The 16,456-nt window shown below is 65.9% G+C and carries 14 protein-coding genes, 1 tRNA gene and 1 other RNA gene; 6 read left to right on the top strand and 10 right to left on the bottom strand.

What is annotated here, in order from left to right; all coding sequences use genetic code 11:
- The 6 genes from rsmH to sppA form a co-directional block, all read right to left on the bottom strand.
- A partial coding sequence (gene rsmH / locus B3T77_RS11120; RefSeq protein WP_292079599.1) for a 16S rRNA (cytosine(1402)-N(4))-methyltransferase RsmH occupies positions 1 to 756 on the bottom strand: 756 nt, incomplete at its 3' end.
- On the bottom strand, positions 753 to 1,229 hold the full coding sequence (locus tag B3T77_RS11115) for a division/cell wall cluster transcriptional repressor MraZ (RefSeq protein WP_017504538.1): 477 nt from the start codon (positions 1,227 to 1,229) through the stop codon (positions 753 to 755). The genes rsmH and B3T77_RS11115, both read right to left, overlap by 4 nt.
- Positions 1,230 to 1,670: 441 nt before the next feature.
- An RNA gene (gene rnpB / locus B3T77_RS11110) (RNase P RNA component class A) lies at positions 1,671 to 2,059 on the bottom strand.
- Between the two features lie 32 nt (positions 2,060 to 2,091).
- Positions 2,092 to 2,853, bottom strand: a complete 762-nt coding sequence (locus tag B3T77_RS11105; RefSeq protein ID WP_292079597.1) for an N-acetylmuramoyl-L-alanine amidase — start codon at positions 2,851 to 2,853, stop codon at positions 2,092 to 2,094.
- A 13-nt stretch (positions 2,854 to 2,866) separates the two neighbouring features.
- Entirely contained in the window at positions 2,867 to 3,190 is a 324-nt protein-coding gene (locus B3T77_RS11100; RefSeq protein WP_292079595.1) for a hypothetical protein, read from the bottom strand.
- A gap of 105 nt (positions 3,191 to 3,295) precedes the next feature.
- Positions 3,296 to 5,074 carry a signal peptide peptidase SppA gene (gene sppA / locus B3T77_RS11095; protein ID WP_292079594.1) on the bottom strand — a complete coding sequence of 593 codons (1,779 nt, stop codon included), beginning with the start codon at positions 5,072 to 5,074 and terminating at the stop codon, positions 3,296 to 3,298.
- A 227-nt stretch (positions 5,075 to 5,301) separates the two neighbouring features.
- Here sppA and panD point away from each other — a divergent pair, with 227 nt between their 5' ends.
- On the top strand, positions 5,302 to 5,658 hold the full coding sequence (panD, locus tag B3T77_RS11090) for an aspartate 1-decarboxylase (RefSeq protein WP_292079592.1): 357 nt from the start codon (positions 5,302 to 5,304) through the stop codon (positions 5,656 to 5,658).
- Between the two features lie 72 nt (positions 5,659 to 5,730).
- Here panD and B3T77_RS11085 read toward each other — a convergent pair whose 3' ends face one another.
- On the bottom strand, positions 5,731 to 6,522 hold the full coding sequence (locus B3T77_RS11085) for an SIMPL domain-containing protein (protein WP_292079590.1): 792 nt from the start codon (positions 6,520 to 6,522) through the stop codon (positions 5,731 to 5,733).
- Between the two features lie 211 nt (positions 6,523 to 6,733).
- On the opposite strand from B3T77_RS11085, the gene B3T77_RS11080 reads away from it, so the two are divergent.
- Positions 6,734 to 6,809: transfer RNA gene (locus tag B3T77_RS11080), tRNA-Ile, on the top strand.
- Positions 6,810 to 6,840: 31 nt separating this feature from the next.
- Here B3T77_RS11080 and B3T77_RS11075 read toward each other — a convergent pair.
- On the bottom strand, positions 6,841 to 7,203 hold the full coding sequence (locus tag B3T77_RS11075; protein WP_292079606.1) for an NrsF family protein: 363 nt from the start codon (positions 7,201 to 7,203) through the stop codon (positions 6,841 to 6,843).
- A 20-nt stretch (positions 7,204 to 7,223) separates the two neighbouring features.
- On the opposite strand from B3T77_RS11075, the gene B3T77_RS11070 reads away from it, so the two are divergent.
- Complete coding sequence (locus B3T77_RS11070) at positions 7,224 to 8,999, top strand: SLC13 family permease (protein ID WP_292079588.1); 1,776 nt, start codon at positions 7,224 to 7,226, stop codon at positions 8,997 to 8,999.
- 86 nt (positions 9,000 to 9,085) lie between these two features.
- On the opposite strand, the gene B3T77_RS11065 is transcribed toward B3T77_RS11070, so the two are convergent.
- Entirely contained in the window at positions 9,086 to 9,598 is a 513-nt protein-coding gene (locus tag B3T77_RS11065; RefSeq protein ID WP_292079587.1) for a MarR family winged helix-turn-helix transcriptional regulator, read from the bottom strand.
- A gap of 65 nt (positions 9,599 to 9,663) precedes the next feature.
- On the opposite strand from B3T77_RS11065, the gene B3T77_RS11060 reads away from it, so the two are divergent.
- From B3T77_RS11060 to B3T77_RS11050, 3 genes are read left to right on the top strand one after another with little or no spacing between them, the layout of a single operon-like run.
- Positions 9,664 to 11,439 carry an N-acetylglutaminylglutamine amidotransferase gene (locus tag B3T77_RS11060; protein WP_292079585.1) on the top strand — a complete coding sequence of 592 codons (1,776 nt, stop codon included), beginning with the start codon at positions 9,664 to 9,666 and terminating at the stop codon, positions 11,437 to 11,439.
- Positions 11,429 to 13,198: an N-acetylglutaminylglutamine synthetase gene (gene ngg / locus B3T77_RS11055; protein WP_292079583.1), complete on the top strand. Its 1,770-nt coding sequence runs from the start codon at positions 11,429 to 11,431 to the stop codon at positions 13,196 to 13,198. Before B3T77_RS11060 ends, ngg begins: the two co-directional genes overlap by 11 nt.
- A gap of 10 nt (positions 13,199 to 13,208) precedes the next feature.
- On the top strand, positions 13,209 to 14,333 hold the full coding sequence (locus B3T77_RS11050) for an osmoprotectant NAGGN system M42 family peptidase (protein ID WP_292079581.1): 1,125 nt from the start codon (positions 13,209 to 13,211) through the stop codon (positions 14,331 to 14,333).
- A 230-nt stretch (positions 14,334 to 14,563) separates the two neighbouring features.
- Here B3T77_RS11050 and B3T77_RS11045 read toward each other — a convergent pair.
- On the bottom strand, positions 14,564 to 16,456 hold a 1,893-nt coding region (locus B3T77_RS11045), incomplete at its 5' end, for an efflux RND transporter permease subunit (protein ID WP_292079579.1).

Below are 16,456 nucleotides of genomic sequence, written 5' to 3'. Positions count from 1 at the left end.
CTTGACGATGCGGTCTTCCAGCGAATGGAAGGTGACGACGGCGAGGCGTCCACCGGGGGCGAGCGTCGCCTCGGCGGCCTCCAGACCGCGTTCCAGCTCGCCCAGTTCGTCGTTGACCGCGATGCGCAGGGCCTGGAACACGCGGGTCGCCGGGTGGATGGGCGCGCCGCGACGGCCGCCCAGGGCCTTTTCGACCACCTCGGCCAGATCCAGGGTGCGGGTGAACGGCTGTTCGACGCGACGACGCAGGATGGCGGTGGCGACGCGGCCCGACTGGCGCTCCTCCCCATACAGTTTGAAGATGTGCGCCAGGGGACCGTGGTCCCAGGTATTGACGATGTCGGCGGCGGTCGCACCCTCATCGGACATGCGCATGTCCAGCGGACCGTCGCGCATGAAGGAAAAGCCGCGCTCGGCCTGATCCAGCTGCATCGACGAGACGCCGATGTCGAAGACGGCGCCGTCCAGCTTCGCCTTGCCGCTGTCGGCGAACGCCTGCGCCAGACCCGAGAAGGGGGTGCGGATCAGCTGGAACTGGCCGCGGAAGTCGTTGGCGACGGCGTCGGCGTGCGACTGGACCGTCGGGTCGCGATCCAGGGCGACGACCTGGGCGCCCGTTTTCAGGATGGCGCGGGTATAGCCGCCGGCGCCGAAGGTGGCGTCGATCACGACGTCGCCGGGCGCGGGCGCCAGGGCCTCTATCACCTCGGCCAGCAGGACGGGGGCGTGGGGAGATTTGGGAGAATCGTCAGTCACGATCCGCCTCCCGCCAGCTTCATCTGGGCCGCCAGCTTCAGGGCGCCGATCTGGGCCATGCCGGCCTTGGCCAGGGCGCGCTGTTCGGCGCGGCGCGCGGCCCATTTCTCGCGCGACCAGATCTGGAAACGGTCGTTCAGGCCGACGATGACGACGGTGTCGCCCAGACCCGCCTCGGCGCACAGCGCCTCGGGCAAGGTGATCCGACCGCCGGAATCGTAGGCCAGACGCACCTGCTCGCCCATCACCTGCCACTCCAGCGCCGAACGCTCCTCGGAGCCGAACGGCAGGGCCTCGATCATCTCGGCATAGACGGCGAACAGGCGGTCGCCGCCCGCTTCCAGGCAGTCGGCCTCGATCGAAGGGAAGATGAAGACGCCGCCGGCGGCGCCGTTTTCGGTCGTGCGGAAATCGTTGGGGATGAGGAGACGGCGCTTGCCGTCCAGCTGCTTCTCATAGGTCGAGAGAAACACGCCCTGTCCAATCGAGCCCTTCGGCCCGTCCCTAGATGCCCTGACGAACGCCCGCCGCGCCCGCCTCTCAGCCCCAAATCATGAAGCTGGGATAGCATGGGATGAAATGGGCCTCAATGGGATCGAAGCCAAGATTTAACCATGTTTTGACGTGTGACGACTTAAGCACGCTCGAACAGCTAGAACATACACGGAACAAACAAAGTATTCACAGGCTGTGAGGCGTTCTAACCTTCCATTGCCAGACAATAGGTTAACGCGCGCGAAAGCGCGCGACCGCCGTCAGAACGCTGAAATGCGGGGATAATCCCAACTCAGATAAGGCGACGCGCTTAGGGAGGGTGCCAACGCCAACCCTACGGGCCTCAAGTAGGCCAAAGGCCGATAGGCCCGAAGAAAAAAGCCGGCCTCAAGCAGCGCGAAGCGCGGTAGGCCAAGAAAAATGCCAGACGGCCTGTAAGCCGGGTTTTGTTCCGCTCCGAAGCCGAGGCCCGGATCGGCGACGATCATTCCTCTGGACCGACCATTGCTGATCGGTTCTCGCGACCTACCCGGACATCTGAGGCGGTGAGCCTCGCGAGCGAGCCCGCGCGATGTCCCTATTTGGTCTTGCTCCAGGCGGGGCTTGCCATGCCGTCCCTGTTGCCAGGTCCGCGGTGGGCTCTTACCCCACCCTTTCACCCTTACCGGCCTCGCAAGGCCGGAGGTTTGCTTTCTGTGGCGCTATCCCTCGGGTCACCCCGGGCGGAAGTTATCCGCCGCCTTTTCACCGTGGAGCCCGGACTTTCCTCGACGGACGCGAAGTCCGCCGCGACCGCCCAGCCGTCTGGCGCGCGCTAGATGCGCGTTAGCGGCGCGAACGTCAATTCAATACGCCCGTGACACTCTCGGCGCTGGCCAGTTGGAGCAGGCCGACCAGGCGGGCGCGGGTTTCGCCGTCGGCGACGCCGTCGACGCGGGCCGGGCGCCAATGACGCTGGAAGGCGCGGACGGCGGTTTCGACGGCGGCGTCGTAGTCGCCGCTGGCTTTCAGGCCGTAGCCCAGCCGCTTCAGGCCGGCGCTGAGCACCATCGGACCGATGCCCTGATCGCCCTTCTGCAGCAGGGCGCCCAAGGCCTGCACCCGTTCGGCCGCCGGTTCGAACCACAGGCCGTGCCCGGCCTCGGCCAGACGTTTCCAGGGGAAAAGCTCGCCCGGATCTTCCTTGCGATCCGGCGCCAGGTCGGAATGGGCGATGATGCGGTTGTCGGCGATGGTCCAGCGACTGCGAATATCGGAGATCAGGGCGATGACGGCTGCGATCTGCGCTTCGGGGAAGGCGCGGTAGCCGAACTCATGGCCGGGATTGACGATCTCGATGCCGATGGAGGCGGCGTTGCAGTCGTCCTCGCCCTGCCAGACGCCGCGGCCGGCGTGCCAGGCGCGGCGCTCCTCGGGCACCAGCTGAAAGACGCGGCCGTCTTCCTCGACCAGATAGTGGGCCGAAACCTTGGCCTCCGGGTCGCGCAGGCGGGCCAGAGCGGCCTCGCCGGTCTGCATGCCGGTGTAGTGCAACACCAGCATGTCCGGCGGCGCACGGCGCGCGTCGAAGTTGGGCGAAGGCGCGTCGATGTAGGACGTCATGGGCGGCGTCGGCTCAGCGGCCGTTGCGCTCCCAGCCATAGGCGACCCAGGCGCCATCCACCTTGTGGGCCTCGATCAGGTCGGGATCGCTGTTGCGGCGACGCGGCGCAATATTGCGGCGGGCGCGCATGACCAGACCGACCAGAAAGACCAGAACGCCGGCGAACAGGGCGATCACCGCCACGGCCGCAGCGGTGAAGACAGCGAGGACGGCGCCGACCGCCATGGCGCAGACGGCGGCGATCATGCCGGCGACCCACATGACGGACGCCACCAGGCCGTTGGGACGGCGGCGGGCGGCATGGCCGATGGCGGCGAGACGTTCAGGCTGGAACATGGATCATCCTTTCAGGCGATCCGGGGAACGCCTGATACGCAATGTCGGTCCATCGGGGCCTGCGGTCAATGGACCGCGACGCACGGTCGCGTGCGCCGCGCCCCGTCAAAAGATCGGCTGATCGGCCAGAACCACCGCGCCCTGGCTGCGCATCCGGTCGCTGTCGATCCGGCGCATCACGGCCTGGGCCTGGGGATCGGCCATGACGCCGCCTAGCATGACCAGGGCCTTGGCGGCCTCGGTCTGGACTCCGAACATTTCCGACAGGGCCTCGAACGGCGACTGCTGCTTGGGGAAGTGCTTGAAGCGGACGGGCTCGTTGTCGGGGATCTTGGCCAGTTGGCGGGCCTTGTTCACCGCCTCGGTCACGCCGCCCAGTTGGTCGACCAGACCCAGAGGCAGGGCCTGGGCGCCGGTCCAGACGCGCCCCTTGGCGATTTCGCGCACCCGGTCCGGCGACAGTTTGCGGCCCGTCGCCACACGGGTGATGAAGTCGTCGTAGATCCGGTCCATCGAACCGGCGAAGGCCGCGCGCTGCTGGGGGGTGAACTCCTGCGTCGGCGAGAAGGCGTCGGCGTAGTCCCCGCCCACCGTCAGCTCACGCATGTCGACGCCGAACCGTCCCAGCGCATCGGCCAGCACGAACTTGCCGCCGAACACGCCGATCGAGCCGGTCAGGGTCGTGGGCTGGGCCACGATCCAGTCGGCTTCGGAACTGATCCAGTAACCGCCCGACGCCGCATAGGCGCCCATGGACACCACCACGGGCTTGCCCGCCGCCCGCGCCGCGCGCACGGCGGCCAAGATCTGCTCGGACGCTTCAGGTGAACCGCCAGGCGAAGAGACGCGGAAGACGATCGCCTTGACGCTCTTGTCCTCGATCGCGTCGTAGATGGCCTCGGCCGTGTCGTCGGAATGGATGGACGAGCCGCCGCCGAAGCTGGCCCCGCCGCCGCGCCCGGTGACGATGGCCCCCTCCCCGCCCACGATGGCGATGGCGTTCTTGCCTGAACCCGTGCGTTCGCCTTTCTGGCTGGCGTATTTGCCGAACTCGACGATCTCGGCGCCCTTGCCGGCGCGGGTCTTGATGGCGATCTCGGCCTCTTCGACCTGGCCCACCTTGTCGATCAGCCGGTTGCTGAGCGCCTGCTCGGCCGAATAGGGGCCGGCCTCGATCACCGTCTTCAGCGCCGGGGCCGTCGTCTTGCGATCCTTGGCCGCGTTGGCCAGGGCGGTGTCGTAGATCGACGTCATCCAGGCCGTCATCGCCTCGCGGTGCGGGCCGGTGTAGTCGCTCTGGGTGTATTCGTTGACGGCGTTCTTGTACTCGTAGCGCTGTTCGAACTCGGGTTTGACGCCGTATTTCTGGAAGGCGCGGCCCAAAAACAGGCTGTCGGCCGAGAAGCCCGTGGCCTGGAAGCCGGCTGTGTTCTGCATCCACAGCTCCGACGCCGAGGCCCCGACCATATAGGTAGACATCACCGCGCCCGACGGGGCGAAGCCCTGACTGTGGGCGATGACCGGCTTGCCTGCGTTGCGGAAGCGATGGATGGCCTGGCGCAGTTCGTCGGCGGTGGCGGGCGTCATGCCGCTTTCCGGCAGGCGGATCAGCAGAGCCTTGACGCTGCTGTCGCTCTGGGCCTGATGCAGGCCATCGACCACGTCCGTCAGGGCCAGGCCCGAACTGCCGAAGGCCGCGAACGGATTGGACGACGGCTGGTCGCTGACGCCGCCGCGCAGGTCCAACTCCAGAACGGTGGTCGCCGGCGTCGTCGGCTTGGACGACGAGGCGACGGCGACCGTCAGCAGCACCACGGGAATGACGACGACGAACAGGATCAGCCCGGTGAAGACACCAAGGACCGTCAGGAAGAATTGCTTCATCGGAGGGAAAACGCGCGCTCGCAGGCCGGAAATGGCGTCGCCAGCATAGGGGGACGCGGGCCGTCGTCAAATGACGCGCGTGCAATCCGTCGGCTGACATGACGTTCGCAGCCGCACCCGATTGCTGCGACGCAGCGTGCGGATTGATGCGGGGGCCGGAAATCCCTATATGAGCCGCCTGTGAGCGAGGGCCTGCGCCCCGCGTTTTTCTTGCTGGAGACCGCACGATGCTGGTCACCCTGATGAAGTCCAAGCTGCACCGCGCCACGGTGACCCAGGCCGATCTCGATTACGAGGGATCGATCGCCATCGACATGGATTTGCTGGACGCCGCCGGCATCTATCCGCACGAACAGGTCGATGTGCTGAACATCACCAATGGCGCGCGCTTCACCACCTATGCGATCGAGGCGCCGCGCGGCTCCAAGGTCATCGGCGTCAACGGCGCCGCCGCCCGCCTGGTGCAGAAGAACGACAAGGTGATCGTGGTCACCTACGGCCAGCTGCCGCAGGAAGAGGCGCGTCAGTGGAACCCTATCGTGGTCCTGCTGGACGACGTCAACGCGATCAAGAACGCTGGCTAAGGCGCTTCGCCTCTCAGAATGCAAAAAGGCCCGCCGGCGACGGCGGGCCTTTTCTTCATCCGGTCAATGCGATCAGCGGGCGATGTCGTAGACGCCCGTGATGTCGATCCGCACCGTCAGTTCGCCGGCGGAAACCGGGGTGCTCTCGGCCCGATCCATCGACGCAGCGCGGGCGGCGAACATCGGCATCGGCGGCTGAGGCGCATAGCCGCCGCCCTCGGTCAGGTTGCGAATGCCCGACAGCTGGACGTTCAGCGATTGGGCGTACAGCTGGGCCTTGGCCTGCAGGTTGCGCACGGCCAACTGGCGCGCCTGGTTTTCGGCGGCGGTCGGATCCTTCAGGCCGAAGCTGATGCCGTCGATCTGGTTGACGCCGGCGGCAACCACGGCGTCGGCCGTCGTGCCGACCTTGCTCAGGTCGTTGATGACCACCGTCACGCGGTTGACCGCCTGATAGCCGCGCAGCTTGGGTGGTTCGTTCTGGACATAGTCGTATTGCGCCGACAGGTTCAGACCGGAGGTCTGGATATCGCGTTCAGCAATGCCCGCGCGACGCAGGGCGGCGACGACGCGCGTCATTTGCGCAGCGTTATCGCGCAGGGCTTGCTGAGCCGTGACGGCCTCAGTCTGCACGCCGAAGGTGATGGTGGCCATGTCCGGCGCGGCCTTTACCTCGCCGTAGGCCGACAGGTTCAGCGACGGCGCGGGTTGCATCATGTGCAGGGCTCCCATGGGTTCGGCGGTCTGAGCCATGGCGCGCGGCGTGGCCGCGGCCAGGAAGGCGGCGGCGGCGACAGCGCCGCCCAAAGCGACGGTCTTCAGCGAAACCGTCTTCAGGGGGGCGGCGGCCAGGGTGCGGGTCATGCAGTCTTCTCCGTAAGCGATCCGGGACCGGCGCGTTCGCCGATCCGTTGCAACGACCTTGGCCGTTTTCGCCTGAACCAACGCCCGCACCCCGCTGGCAGTTTCCGTTCATCTTCGTGAAATCGTCGAAAGATCGCCTTCTTGCCCGCCCCCGCTTGGCAAGCCGCGCCCGCGCCTGCTAGGCGAACGTCACCGCCGAGACGCGCCTTGGGGGCCTGTAGCTCAATGGTTAGAGCCGACCGCTCATAACGGTCTGGTTGGGGGTTCGAGTCCCTCCGGGCCTACCAAATCTGTCTGTCGAGACCACCCGAAAACGGCTCAAGCCCGCTTAACGGCAGTGTCGCATGCACACTCACCAGACCGGAAGGCGAAGCGACCCAGAGCAGCGCCCAAGGCCGCGATGAGACCCATGCCCAAGCTATACCAGACCGTCACAAAGGCGGCCGTGTGCTCGGGACAATGCAGGCCATAGACGGTCGCGGCCAGCCCTGCGGTCAGAAGACCGGCGGCGGCGCCGGCGGAAGAGAGCTTCACAGGGGCGAACCGTCTCGCGACGAAGAAGATGAACGGCGCCGCCAGAGCGCCGAGCGACAGGATGTTCGTCGGACAGACCTTGGCGGAGCGCCCCATGACCCAGAGGGCTGGCTGCCTTCTAGCATTGAGCCTAGGCTGCGTGCTGATCAGGCAAGGGCGCTAGGCGAGTGACGTTTCAACAGGGACTGGCCTTTGGCCTTGTCGGGCTGACAATCGGCGCCTTCATCTGGGGTCGGTTTCGTTACGACCTGGTCGCGGTCGTCGCGTTGGTTGCAGGATTGGCGATCGGCATCATCCCCGCCGAGGCTGCATTTGACGGTTTCAAAAACGACGTCACCGTCATCATCGCCTGCGCGCTGATCGTTTCGGCCGCCTTCGCCCGATCGGGGGTAATTGAGCTCGCGATGCGGCGGGTGATGCCGCTGCTAAAGACTGAGCGCTCCCAGGTCCCGGTTCTGACCGGTGCTGTGACGTTGCTTTCCATGGCGACGAAGAATGTCGGAGCCCTGGCGATCATGATGCCGGTGGCGCTTCAGGTGGCGCGCCAGACGAAGTCGTCTCCGTCCCGGCTCCTGATGCCAATGGCTTTCGGCGCCATGGCGGGCGGCATGGTCACCCTGGTCGGGACCGCTCCGAACATCATCGTCGCCGAAGTGCGCCAAGGCATCGTTGGCGAACCCTTCGCCATGTTTGACTACGCACCAGTGGGCTTAGCGCTCACGCTGATCGCCTTGGCGTTTTTGGCGTTCGGCTATCGCCTGTTGCCCCGCGATCGACAGGGCGCAACGTCCATGAGCGCGGCCTTGGCCGCCAACGCCTATGCCACGGAAGTCAGGGCGCCTGAAGGCTGGGCTCCGGGGTCTATGACCGTGTCCGCTCTCGCCGCCCTCGGCGACGACGAGGTCAAGATCATGGCGCTGATCCGTTCAGGGAAACGGCGGCTGAATCCCAGAGGCAATGTCGTCGTCAAAGCGGGTGACGCGCTGCTGATCGAGGGCGAGCAGCAGGCGCTGGAGGGCTTCGTCAGTCGGGCTCAGATGAATCTCATCCGCGATGATCGCCCGGTTCCCATAGCGACCGCATCCGAGGAGATTGCGATCGTAGAGGCGGTCATCGGCCGAAACTCCCCGCTTCAAGGGCAGTCTGTTCGAAGCTCGGATCTGTACGGCCAGCACGGGATCAATCTGTTGGGCGTGTCGCGAAGCGGCTTTCAACTCACCCAGCATCTGCGGACGGCAAAACTGGCGCCCGGCGATATCATCCTGCTTCAAGGCGCCGAACAGGCGCTGCCGGTCGCGCTGAGGGCGCTGGATTTACTCCCCCTGGCGGAGCGTCAGGTTCAACTCGGGAGCGTGCGCAGGCGCTTCATGCCGGCTGTTGTTCTTGCGTGCGCCATGACGCTCGTCGGCCTTGGCCTGGTTCCAGTCGCCGTCGCGTTCTTCGGCGCCGCCGTCGTGATCGTCGCATTAGGCGGCTTGAAGATGCGTGAGGCCTATGCCGCGCTCGATGGACCCCTCCTCGTTCTGATCGCGGCCCTCATTCCCGTCTCAGACGCGATCCAATCCACGGGAGGGTCCGACCTGATCGCAGGACTGCTTCGCCACGTGTTCACAGGCTTGCCGGGCGTCGTCGCCATTACCGGCGTCATGCTCGCCTCAATGGCGGTTACGCCCTTCCTGAACAATGCGGCGACCGTTCTGATCGTCGCCCCGATTGGAGCGACGCTGGCCAAGCAGCTTGGCTACAATCCAGACCCGTTCCTGATGGCGGTCGCGGTCGGCGCCGCGTGCGACTTCCTGACGCCCATCGGTCACCAGTGCAACACGCTGGTTATGGGACCTGGCGGCTATAAGTTTTCTGATTATCCCAGGCTGGGCGCGCCTTTGAGCGCGCTCGTTCTGGTCACGGGGCCCTCGCTCATCTTGCTGTTTTGGCCTCTTTGATTGGCTCGAGGTCAGAAGATAGCGTTGGAACAGACAGGTCAGGATCACCGTTTCCGGCTGGTCGCCGGCTCGACATCCCGAGCCGCTTATGAGGGCCTGACAGCCTGATAATGCGGCTTCAAAGAGGCCTGAGAGTCGCGAGGCTGCATCAAAACTGCGAGGCGTTCGACAGCTTCAGCCATCGCCAGTCGTTCGCTGTGTGGAAGTTCAGCCAAGGCGGCGAGAAAGCCGTCGCCGAGCAGGCCCGGGGACGTCTGCAATGCCTGCCGCCCCGCGTCGGTCAAACGCACATGGACGACGCGGCGATCCACGGTGGAGCGATAGCGGGCGGCCATGCCTTTGGCTTCGAGCTTGTCCAGCACGGCGACGACGGTCGGCGCCGACATGGAAACGTCCCGCGATATCGCGCTGGTGCTGACTTCACCCAATGCGCGGATGGATTGCAGCACGAGGAGCTGCGGCAGCGTCAGCCCGGTCAGACGTGAAATTTCTCGAGACCGAACATCGATCGCCTGGGCGATGCGTCGGACTGACCGGACAAGGGATGCGGTGGCGTCAACCGCCGCGTCAGGGCTTGGCTCAGGGGAAATATCGGCCATTCGGGTTGAACTCTTTCGTGCCCTAACCATTTGTACCCGCTGCTTCCACAATTCAAGGAGGACCCATGTGCGGTCTTAGCGGCGAGATCAATTTCGACGGACGACCGGCCGATGCCGGCGCCGTTCAACGCATGACCGATGCGCTCTCGCCCCGTGGACCGGATGGCTCCGGCATTGTTATGCGCGGCTCGGTGGGGCTGGGTCACCGCCGTTTGAAGATCATCGACCTGAGTGAGAAAGCTCAGCAGCCGATGGTGGACCCTGACCTGGGCGTGACCCTGGCGTTCAACGGCTGCATCTACAACTATCCCGAACTGCGCGAAGAGCTGCAGGGGATGGGGTTCCGCTTTTTCTCGCACGGCGACACCGAGGTCATCATCAAGGCCTGGAAGGCGTGGGGCGAAGCCTGCGTCGAGCGATTCAAGGGCATGTTCGCCTTCGTGCTTCATGAGCGCGACACCGGCCGCACCGTGATCGCTCGCGACCGTTTCGGCATCAAGCCGCTGTATCTGGCCGAACAGGGCAATCGTCTGCGGTTCGCCTCGACCCTGCCGGCCCTGCGGGCGGCGGGCGACGTGGACAAGACTATCGATCCCGTCGGCCTGCACCACTACATGACCTTCCACGCGGTCGTGCCGCCGCCGCACACGATCCTGAAGGGCGTCAAGAAGTTCCCGCCGGCCACCATCCGCGTGATCGAGGCGGATGGGAGGGCCAAGGACCGCCTCTACTGGCAGCCCGACATGACCCGCCATGCTGAGGACTCGGCCCTGACGGCCGAAGATTGGCGCGATCGGGTCCTGGACAGTCTGCGCGAAGCCGTGAAGCGCCGCATGGTCGCCGACGTGCCGGTAGGCGTGTTGTTGTCGGGGGGAGTGGATTCCAGCCTGATCGTCGGTCTGCTGGCCGAACTGGGTCAGAAGGACCTGATGACCTTCTCGGTCGGTTTCGAGGAGGCTAATGGCGAGAAGGGCGACGAGTTCGTCTATTCCGACCTGATCGCCAAACATTACGGGACCAAGCATCACCAGATCTTCGTGCCGCACCAGCGGCTGATGGAAGCCCTGCCGGGCACCATCGGCGCCATGTCGGAACCGATGGTCTCTTACGACAACGTCGGCTTCTATCTACTGAGCCAGGAAGTCTCGAAACATATCAAGGTGGTGCAGTCCGGCCAGGGCGCCGACGAGGTGTTCGCCGGTTATCACTGGTATCCGCCGATGCTGGGCGCGACCGATCCGGTCGAAACCTATTCCAAGGCCTTCTTCGACCGCAGCCATGCCACGCTGAAGACCCAGCTGAACGGCCCCTATATGGCCGACACCGACGTCAGCCGCGCCTTGGTCGAGGCCCATTTCGCGCAAGGCCGCGCAGCGACGCCGGTCGACCAAGCCCTGCGTCTGGACAGCCAGGTGATGCTGGTCGACGACCCGGTGAAGCGGGTCGACAACATGACCATGGCCTGGGGTCTGGAGGCGCGCGTGCCCTTCCTGGATCACGAACTGGTCGAACTGGCGGGCCGCATCCCGCCCGAGCACAAGCTGGCGCAAGGCGGCAAGGGCGTGCTGAAAGAAGCGGCGCGTCTGGTGATCCCCTCCGAGGTCATTGATCGCAAGAAGGGCTATTTCCCCGTGCCCGCGCTGAAATACATCCAGGGTCCGTATCTGGAGATGGTGCGCGAGGCCCTGACCAATCAGGCGGCGCGCGATCGCGGCCTGTTCGACCGGGGCTATCTGGACACCCTGTTCGGCAATCCCACCGAGCACATCACACCCCTTCGCGGCTCCGAACTCTGGCAGGTCGCAGTGCTGGAAATGTGGATGCAGCAGCATGGCGTCTGATATCCGCCCCGAGCGATCAAAGGCGCATCGGCTGAAACGTCTGCGGCACGAGGGCCTGAAGCCCCCGGTTCAGTCCGGGGACGGACCGAACCCCGATGCCGTGCTGGATTGCGGCTGGGGCCGACTGCTGTTCGCCCAGACCTTCGAGACGGCCGAGCCGCTGGTCGAGGCCCTGCGCGCCGAAGGGCCGGACCGGCGCGACATCGCCTTCTATGTCCGCAATCCGCACGTCCTGCTGGCCTCGGCGCCGCAGGAGTTGTTCCTGGATCCGTCGCACACCTATCGGCTGGAACTGGCCACCTATCGCACCAGCCGACGTCAGCCCCGAGGCTTCACCGTGCGCCGTCTGACGTCGGAAACGGATGCGCAGGCGGTCAACGACATCTACGCCAAGCGCAAGATGGTGCCGGTTCCGCCTGACTTCTTCTGGTCGCATCGGGACGACCGGACCCTGACCTATTTCGTCGCCGAGGATACGGTGACGGGGGCTGTGATCGGCACCGTGACGGGCGTCAACCACGCCCGCGCCTTTCAGGATCCGGAATGCGGCTCTTCGCTGTGGTGCCTGGCGGTCGATCCCCAGGCGACCCAGCCGGGCGTTGGCGAGGCCCTGGTGCGGCGTCTGGCGGAACATTTCAAGACCCAAGGCCTGGCGCACATGGACCTGTCGGTCATGCACGACAATGATCAAGCCATCGCCCTGTACGAAAAGCTGGGTTTCCGTCGCGTCTCCTTCTTTGGGGTCAAACGCAAGAACCCGATCAACGAGGCCCTGTTCGTCGGCCCGACCGACGATCATGACCTGAATCCCTATGCCCGCATCATCGTGGACGAGGCGCGTCGGCGCGGCATCCATACCGAGATCATCGACGGTGAGGGCGGGCTGTTTCGCCTGAACTGGGGCGGCCGGTCGGTCCGATGTCGCGAAAGTCTGTCGGAATTGACCTCGGCCGTCGCGCTCAGCATCTGTGACGACAAGCGGATGACGCGACGCATCGTCGAGGCGGCCGGCGTGCGCGTTCCCGAGAGAATCGATCCCGAAAACCCGTCGGCCATTGATGCGGCGCTGACCAAGTTCGGCGCCCTGGTCGTCAAACCGGCGCGTGGCGAGCAGGGGCAAGGCGTCGCGGTGGGCCTGACGACGATGAGCGAGGTCCAGACGGCTCTGGTCCGGGCGCGCCGCATCTGTTCCGAGGTTCTGGTCGAGGAACAGGTCCAGGGCGAGGACCTCCGGCTGGTAGTGATCGACTACAAGGTCGTCGCCTGCGCCCTGCGTCGTCCGCCGCGTGTCGTTGGTGACGGGCGCTCGACCTTGCGCGCCCTTGTCGAACACCAAAGTCGTCGTCGCGCCGCCGCCACCGGCGGGGAATCCACCATCCCGATCGACGCCGAGACGGAACGCACCCTGGCCGAGGCCGGCTATCGTCTCGACGATGTGGCGGCGGAAGGGGCCGAGATTCTGGTGCGCAAGGCGGCCAACCTCCACTTGGGCGGCACCATCCATGATGTGACGGATGAGGTGCATCCCGCGCTGATCCGCGCCGCCGTCGCCGCCGCCCGCGCCATCGATATCCCGGTCACCGGCATCGACCTGATGGTGAAGTCGCCGCGTGAACCCGACTACGCCTTCATCGAAGCCAATGAGCGCCCCGGCCTGGCCAACCACGAACCTCAACCGACCGCCGAGCGTTTCGTGGATCTGCTCTTTCCGCTTTCCGCGCCGGCCGCTGCGCGGACATTTCCGCGATCCGATGCCTGAAGGAGGCCCCGTGGCCCGCCCCGCGATAGACCTCGACTACCTGAAAGCCCGCCTGGCCGACCTGCTGAACACGCCCAGTCCGACCGGCTATACGGACGAGGCGGTCTGGCTCTTGTGCCGCGAACTGGAGCGGCTGGGCCTCGACTATGAGATGACCCGCCGCGGCGCCCTTCGCGCACGCTTGCCGGGCCGGACGCCAAAACCAGCGCGCGCCATCGTCGCCCACGTCGACACCCTGGGCGCCCAGGTCAAACAGGTGAAGGCCAACGGCCGGCTGGAATTGGTCGCGATCGGTCACTGGTCGTCGCGTTTCGCCGAGGGCGCGCGGGCGACGATCTTCTCCGAGAGCGGCCCCTATCGCGGCACGATCCTGCCGTTGAAGGCGTCCGGCCATACCTTCAACGAAGAGGTGGACACCCAGCCGGTAAACTGGGCCCAGGTCGAGCTGCGCATCGACGCCGTGACCCAAGGCCGCGAAGACACCTTGGCCTTGGGCGTGGATGTCGGCGACATCGTCGCCATCGACCCGCAGCCCGAGTTCATCGATACTGGCTTCATCGTCTCACGCCATCTGGACGACAAGGCGGGCGTCGCCACCCTTTTGGCTGCCCTGGAATGCATGATCCGCGAAGATCGCACGCCGACGGTCGATACCTGGTGGCTGTTCACGATCGCCGAGGAGGTCGGGCTGGGCGCCTCGTCGGTGCTGATTCCGGATGTCGCCGCTATGGTGACGGTCGACAATGGCACGACCGCACCTGGTCAGAACTCTTCGGAGTTCGGCGTCACCATCGCCATGGCCGACCAGACAGGTCCCTTCGACTGGCACCTGTCACGCAAACTGGTTCAACTGGCCCGCGACCACGACATCCCGCACCAGAAGGACGTCTTCCGATACTATCGCTCGGACTCGGCCTCGGCCCTGGAAGCCGGCGCCGACATCCGGACGGCCTTGGTCACCTTCGGCATCGACGCCAGCCACGGCTATGAACGCATCCACGAAAGCGCGCTGGAAGACCTGTCTCGCCTGCTGATCGCCTATGCCGAAAGCGATGTCGAAATCAGCCGTGATGCCAAGTCTTTGAGCGGAGCAAAAGGCTTCACCCACCAACCCGTGGGTGACGAGGGGTATTAGCGGTTCATCAGGCTGCTCGTCCGGTCACTCAAAAATTACGTAACGTATGTCGCAATGATAGAGCGGCCTGGATGTCGAATACTGGCACTTTTGAGACCTAGGCATAGGCAGCCACTCGTGGCTCATAGCTGACCTCTGAAGTTTCTCATCTTGCGTAACGCGCGCGTTGTCGCACGCGCGAATTTTCCAATCCAGTCTGCATAGCGCAAGCCTCGTTCGGCCGCTGTCGATCAGCCTTGAGCCTCCCCTCCTCTCCGCCATCCCGCCAGCACTGGCAGGACGATCAGGGTGAGGATCGTTGCGGTGGTCAGGCCGCCGATGACGACTGTGGCCAGGGGCTTTTGCACCTCGGCGCCGGAGCCTGAGGCGAACGCCATGGGTACGAAGCCGAGGACGGCGACCAGGGCCGTGGTCAGGACGGCGCGCAGGCGGCTGACGGCGCCGTAAAGCGCCGCCGTGGCCGGCGAGTCGCCCTCGGTCAGGCGTTGGCGGATGGCCTGCATCAGCACCAGGCCGTTCAGCGTCGCCACGCCCGAGACGGCGATGAAGCCGACCGCTGCGCTGATCGACAGCGGCATCCCGCGCAGCGCCAGCGCCAACGCGCCGCCCACCAGGGCCAGCGGCACGCCTGCGAACACCAGGGCAGCGTCCTTCCATGATCGCAGCGCCAGCACGAGCAGCAGGCCGATGGTCAGGAAGACGATCGGCACGATCAGCGCCAGTCGGGCCGAGGCGCGTTGCAGGTTCTCGAACTGACCGCCCCAGTCGATCCAGCCGGATGGCGGCGGCTGGACCTGTTCGGCGACCTTGGTTTGCGCCTCAGCGACGAAGCCGCCCAGGTCGCGTCCGCGGACATTGGCCTGAACGATCATACGGCGCTTGCCGTCGGCGCGGCTGATCTGGTTCGGCCCCTCGCCGACGTCGAAACGTGCGACAGAAGACAGAGGCACGGTCGGCGCCCCGGACTGGGCGTTCTCGGGCATGACCGGCAACTGCTCCATGACCGCCGGATCGGCGCGCAGGGCGTCGTCCAGCCGCACGACCACATCGAAGCGCCGGTCGCCCTCGTTGACCTGACCGGCCGAACGGCCGGCGAAGGCGATGGCCAGGGCGTCCGCCGCGTCAGAGGCATGGATCCCCTGCGCCGCCGCCACCGTGCGATCCACGCTGGCGGTGATGGTCGGTTGGCCCGAGACCTGCTCGACCCGCACGTCCGCCGCGCCCTGGATGCCGTTCCGGACGCCCGCGACCTGCTGGGCCGTGCGCTCCATCGCGGCGAAGTCGTCGCCATAGACCATCACCGCCACGTCCGAACGCACACCCGCGATCAGTTCGTTGAATCGCATTTCGATGGGCTGGGTGAACTCATAGGTGTTGCCCAGCAAGGTCGAGAGCCGCGTCTCCATCTCCGCGACAAGATCGGCTTTCGGCAGTCGCGGATGGGGCCAGTCTTGGCGATCTTTCAAGATGACGAAGGTGTCCGAGATGGACGGCGGCATGGGGTCGGATGCGACCTCTGCGGTGCCGGTGCGGGTGAAGACACGATCGACCTGGGGCATGGCCTTCAGCGCGCGCTCGACCTGGAACTGCATCGCCTGGCTCTGTTCCAGAGAGGTCGAGGGCACGCGCAGGGCCTGGACCAGGACGTCGCCCTCATCCAGTTGCGGCACGAACTCCCGCCCCAATGTCAGGAAGGCGATGGCGCCGGCCAGCAAGGCGACGCCCGCGCCGGCCAAAACGCGCCGTGGTCGGGCGATGGCGTGTGCAAGAAGCGGCTGGTAGCGCGCCTTGGCCGCGCGGGTCAGCCGAGTCTCCTCATGATCCAGCTTGGGTTCGCGCACCAACAGGGCGGCCGTGGCGGGCACGAAGGTGAAGCTGAGCACGAAGGCGGCGGCGAGCGCCAGCATGACGGTGGCGGCCATCGGGCCGAACATCTTGCCCTCGACCCCCTCGAACATCAGCAAGGGCGCATAGACCAGCAGGATAATCGCCTGGCCGAAGGCCGCCGGCCGGGCCATCTCGCGCGCCGATGCGGCGGCGACCGACAGCCGTTCGGCGGTCGTCAGCGGCCGCCCGGTCTCCGCCCGCTTCAGGCCCAGGCGGCGCAGGGTGTTCTCTATCAC

The sequence above is a fragment of the Brevundimonas sp. UBA7838 genome (assembly GCF_002500885.1).
Taxonomy (GTDB): domain Bacteria; phylum Pseudomonadota; class Alphaproteobacteria; order Caulobacterales; family Caulobacteraceae; genus Brevundimonas; species Brevundimonas vesicularis_C.
The sequence above is the reverse complement of the archived record's forward strand: the minus strand, read 5'-3'. Positions and strand labels throughout refer to the sequence as shown.

Excerpts from the sequence above, each read along its gene's own strand:
- B3T77_RS11105 (WP_292079597.1), bottom strand. The coding sequence starts at position 2,853 with ATGACGTCCTACATCGACGCGCCTTCGCCCAACTTCGACGCGCGCCGT.
- B3T77_RS11100 (WP_292079595.1), bottom strand. The coding sequence starts at position 3,190 with ATGTTCCAGCCTGAACGTCTCGCCGCCATCGGCCATGCCGCCCGCCGC.
- sppA (WP_292079594.1), bottom strand. The coding sequence starts at position 5,074 with ATGAAGCAATTCTTCCTGACGGTCCTTGGTGTCTTCACCGGGCTGATC.
- panD (WP_292079592.1), top strand. The coding sequence starts at position 5,302 with ATGCTGGTCACCCTGATGAAGTCCAAGCTGCACCGCGCCACGGTGACC.
- B3T77_RS11085 (WP_292079590.1), bottom strand. The coding sequence starts at position 6,522 with ATGACCCGCACCCTGGCCGCCGCCCCCCTGAAGACGGTTTCGCTGAAG.
- B3T77_RS11065 (WP_292079587.1), bottom strand. The coding sequence starts at position 9,598 with ATGGCCGATATTTCCCCTGAGCCAAGCCCTGACGCGGCGGTTGACGCC.
- B3T77_RS11060 (WP_292079585.1), top strand. The coding sequence starts at position 9,664 with ATGTGCGGTCTTAGCGGCGAGATCAATTTCGACGGACGACCGGCCGAT.
- ngg (WP_292079583.1), top strand. The coding sequence starts at position 11,429 with ATGGCGTCTGATATCCGCCCCGAGCGATCAAAGGCGCATCGGCTGAAA.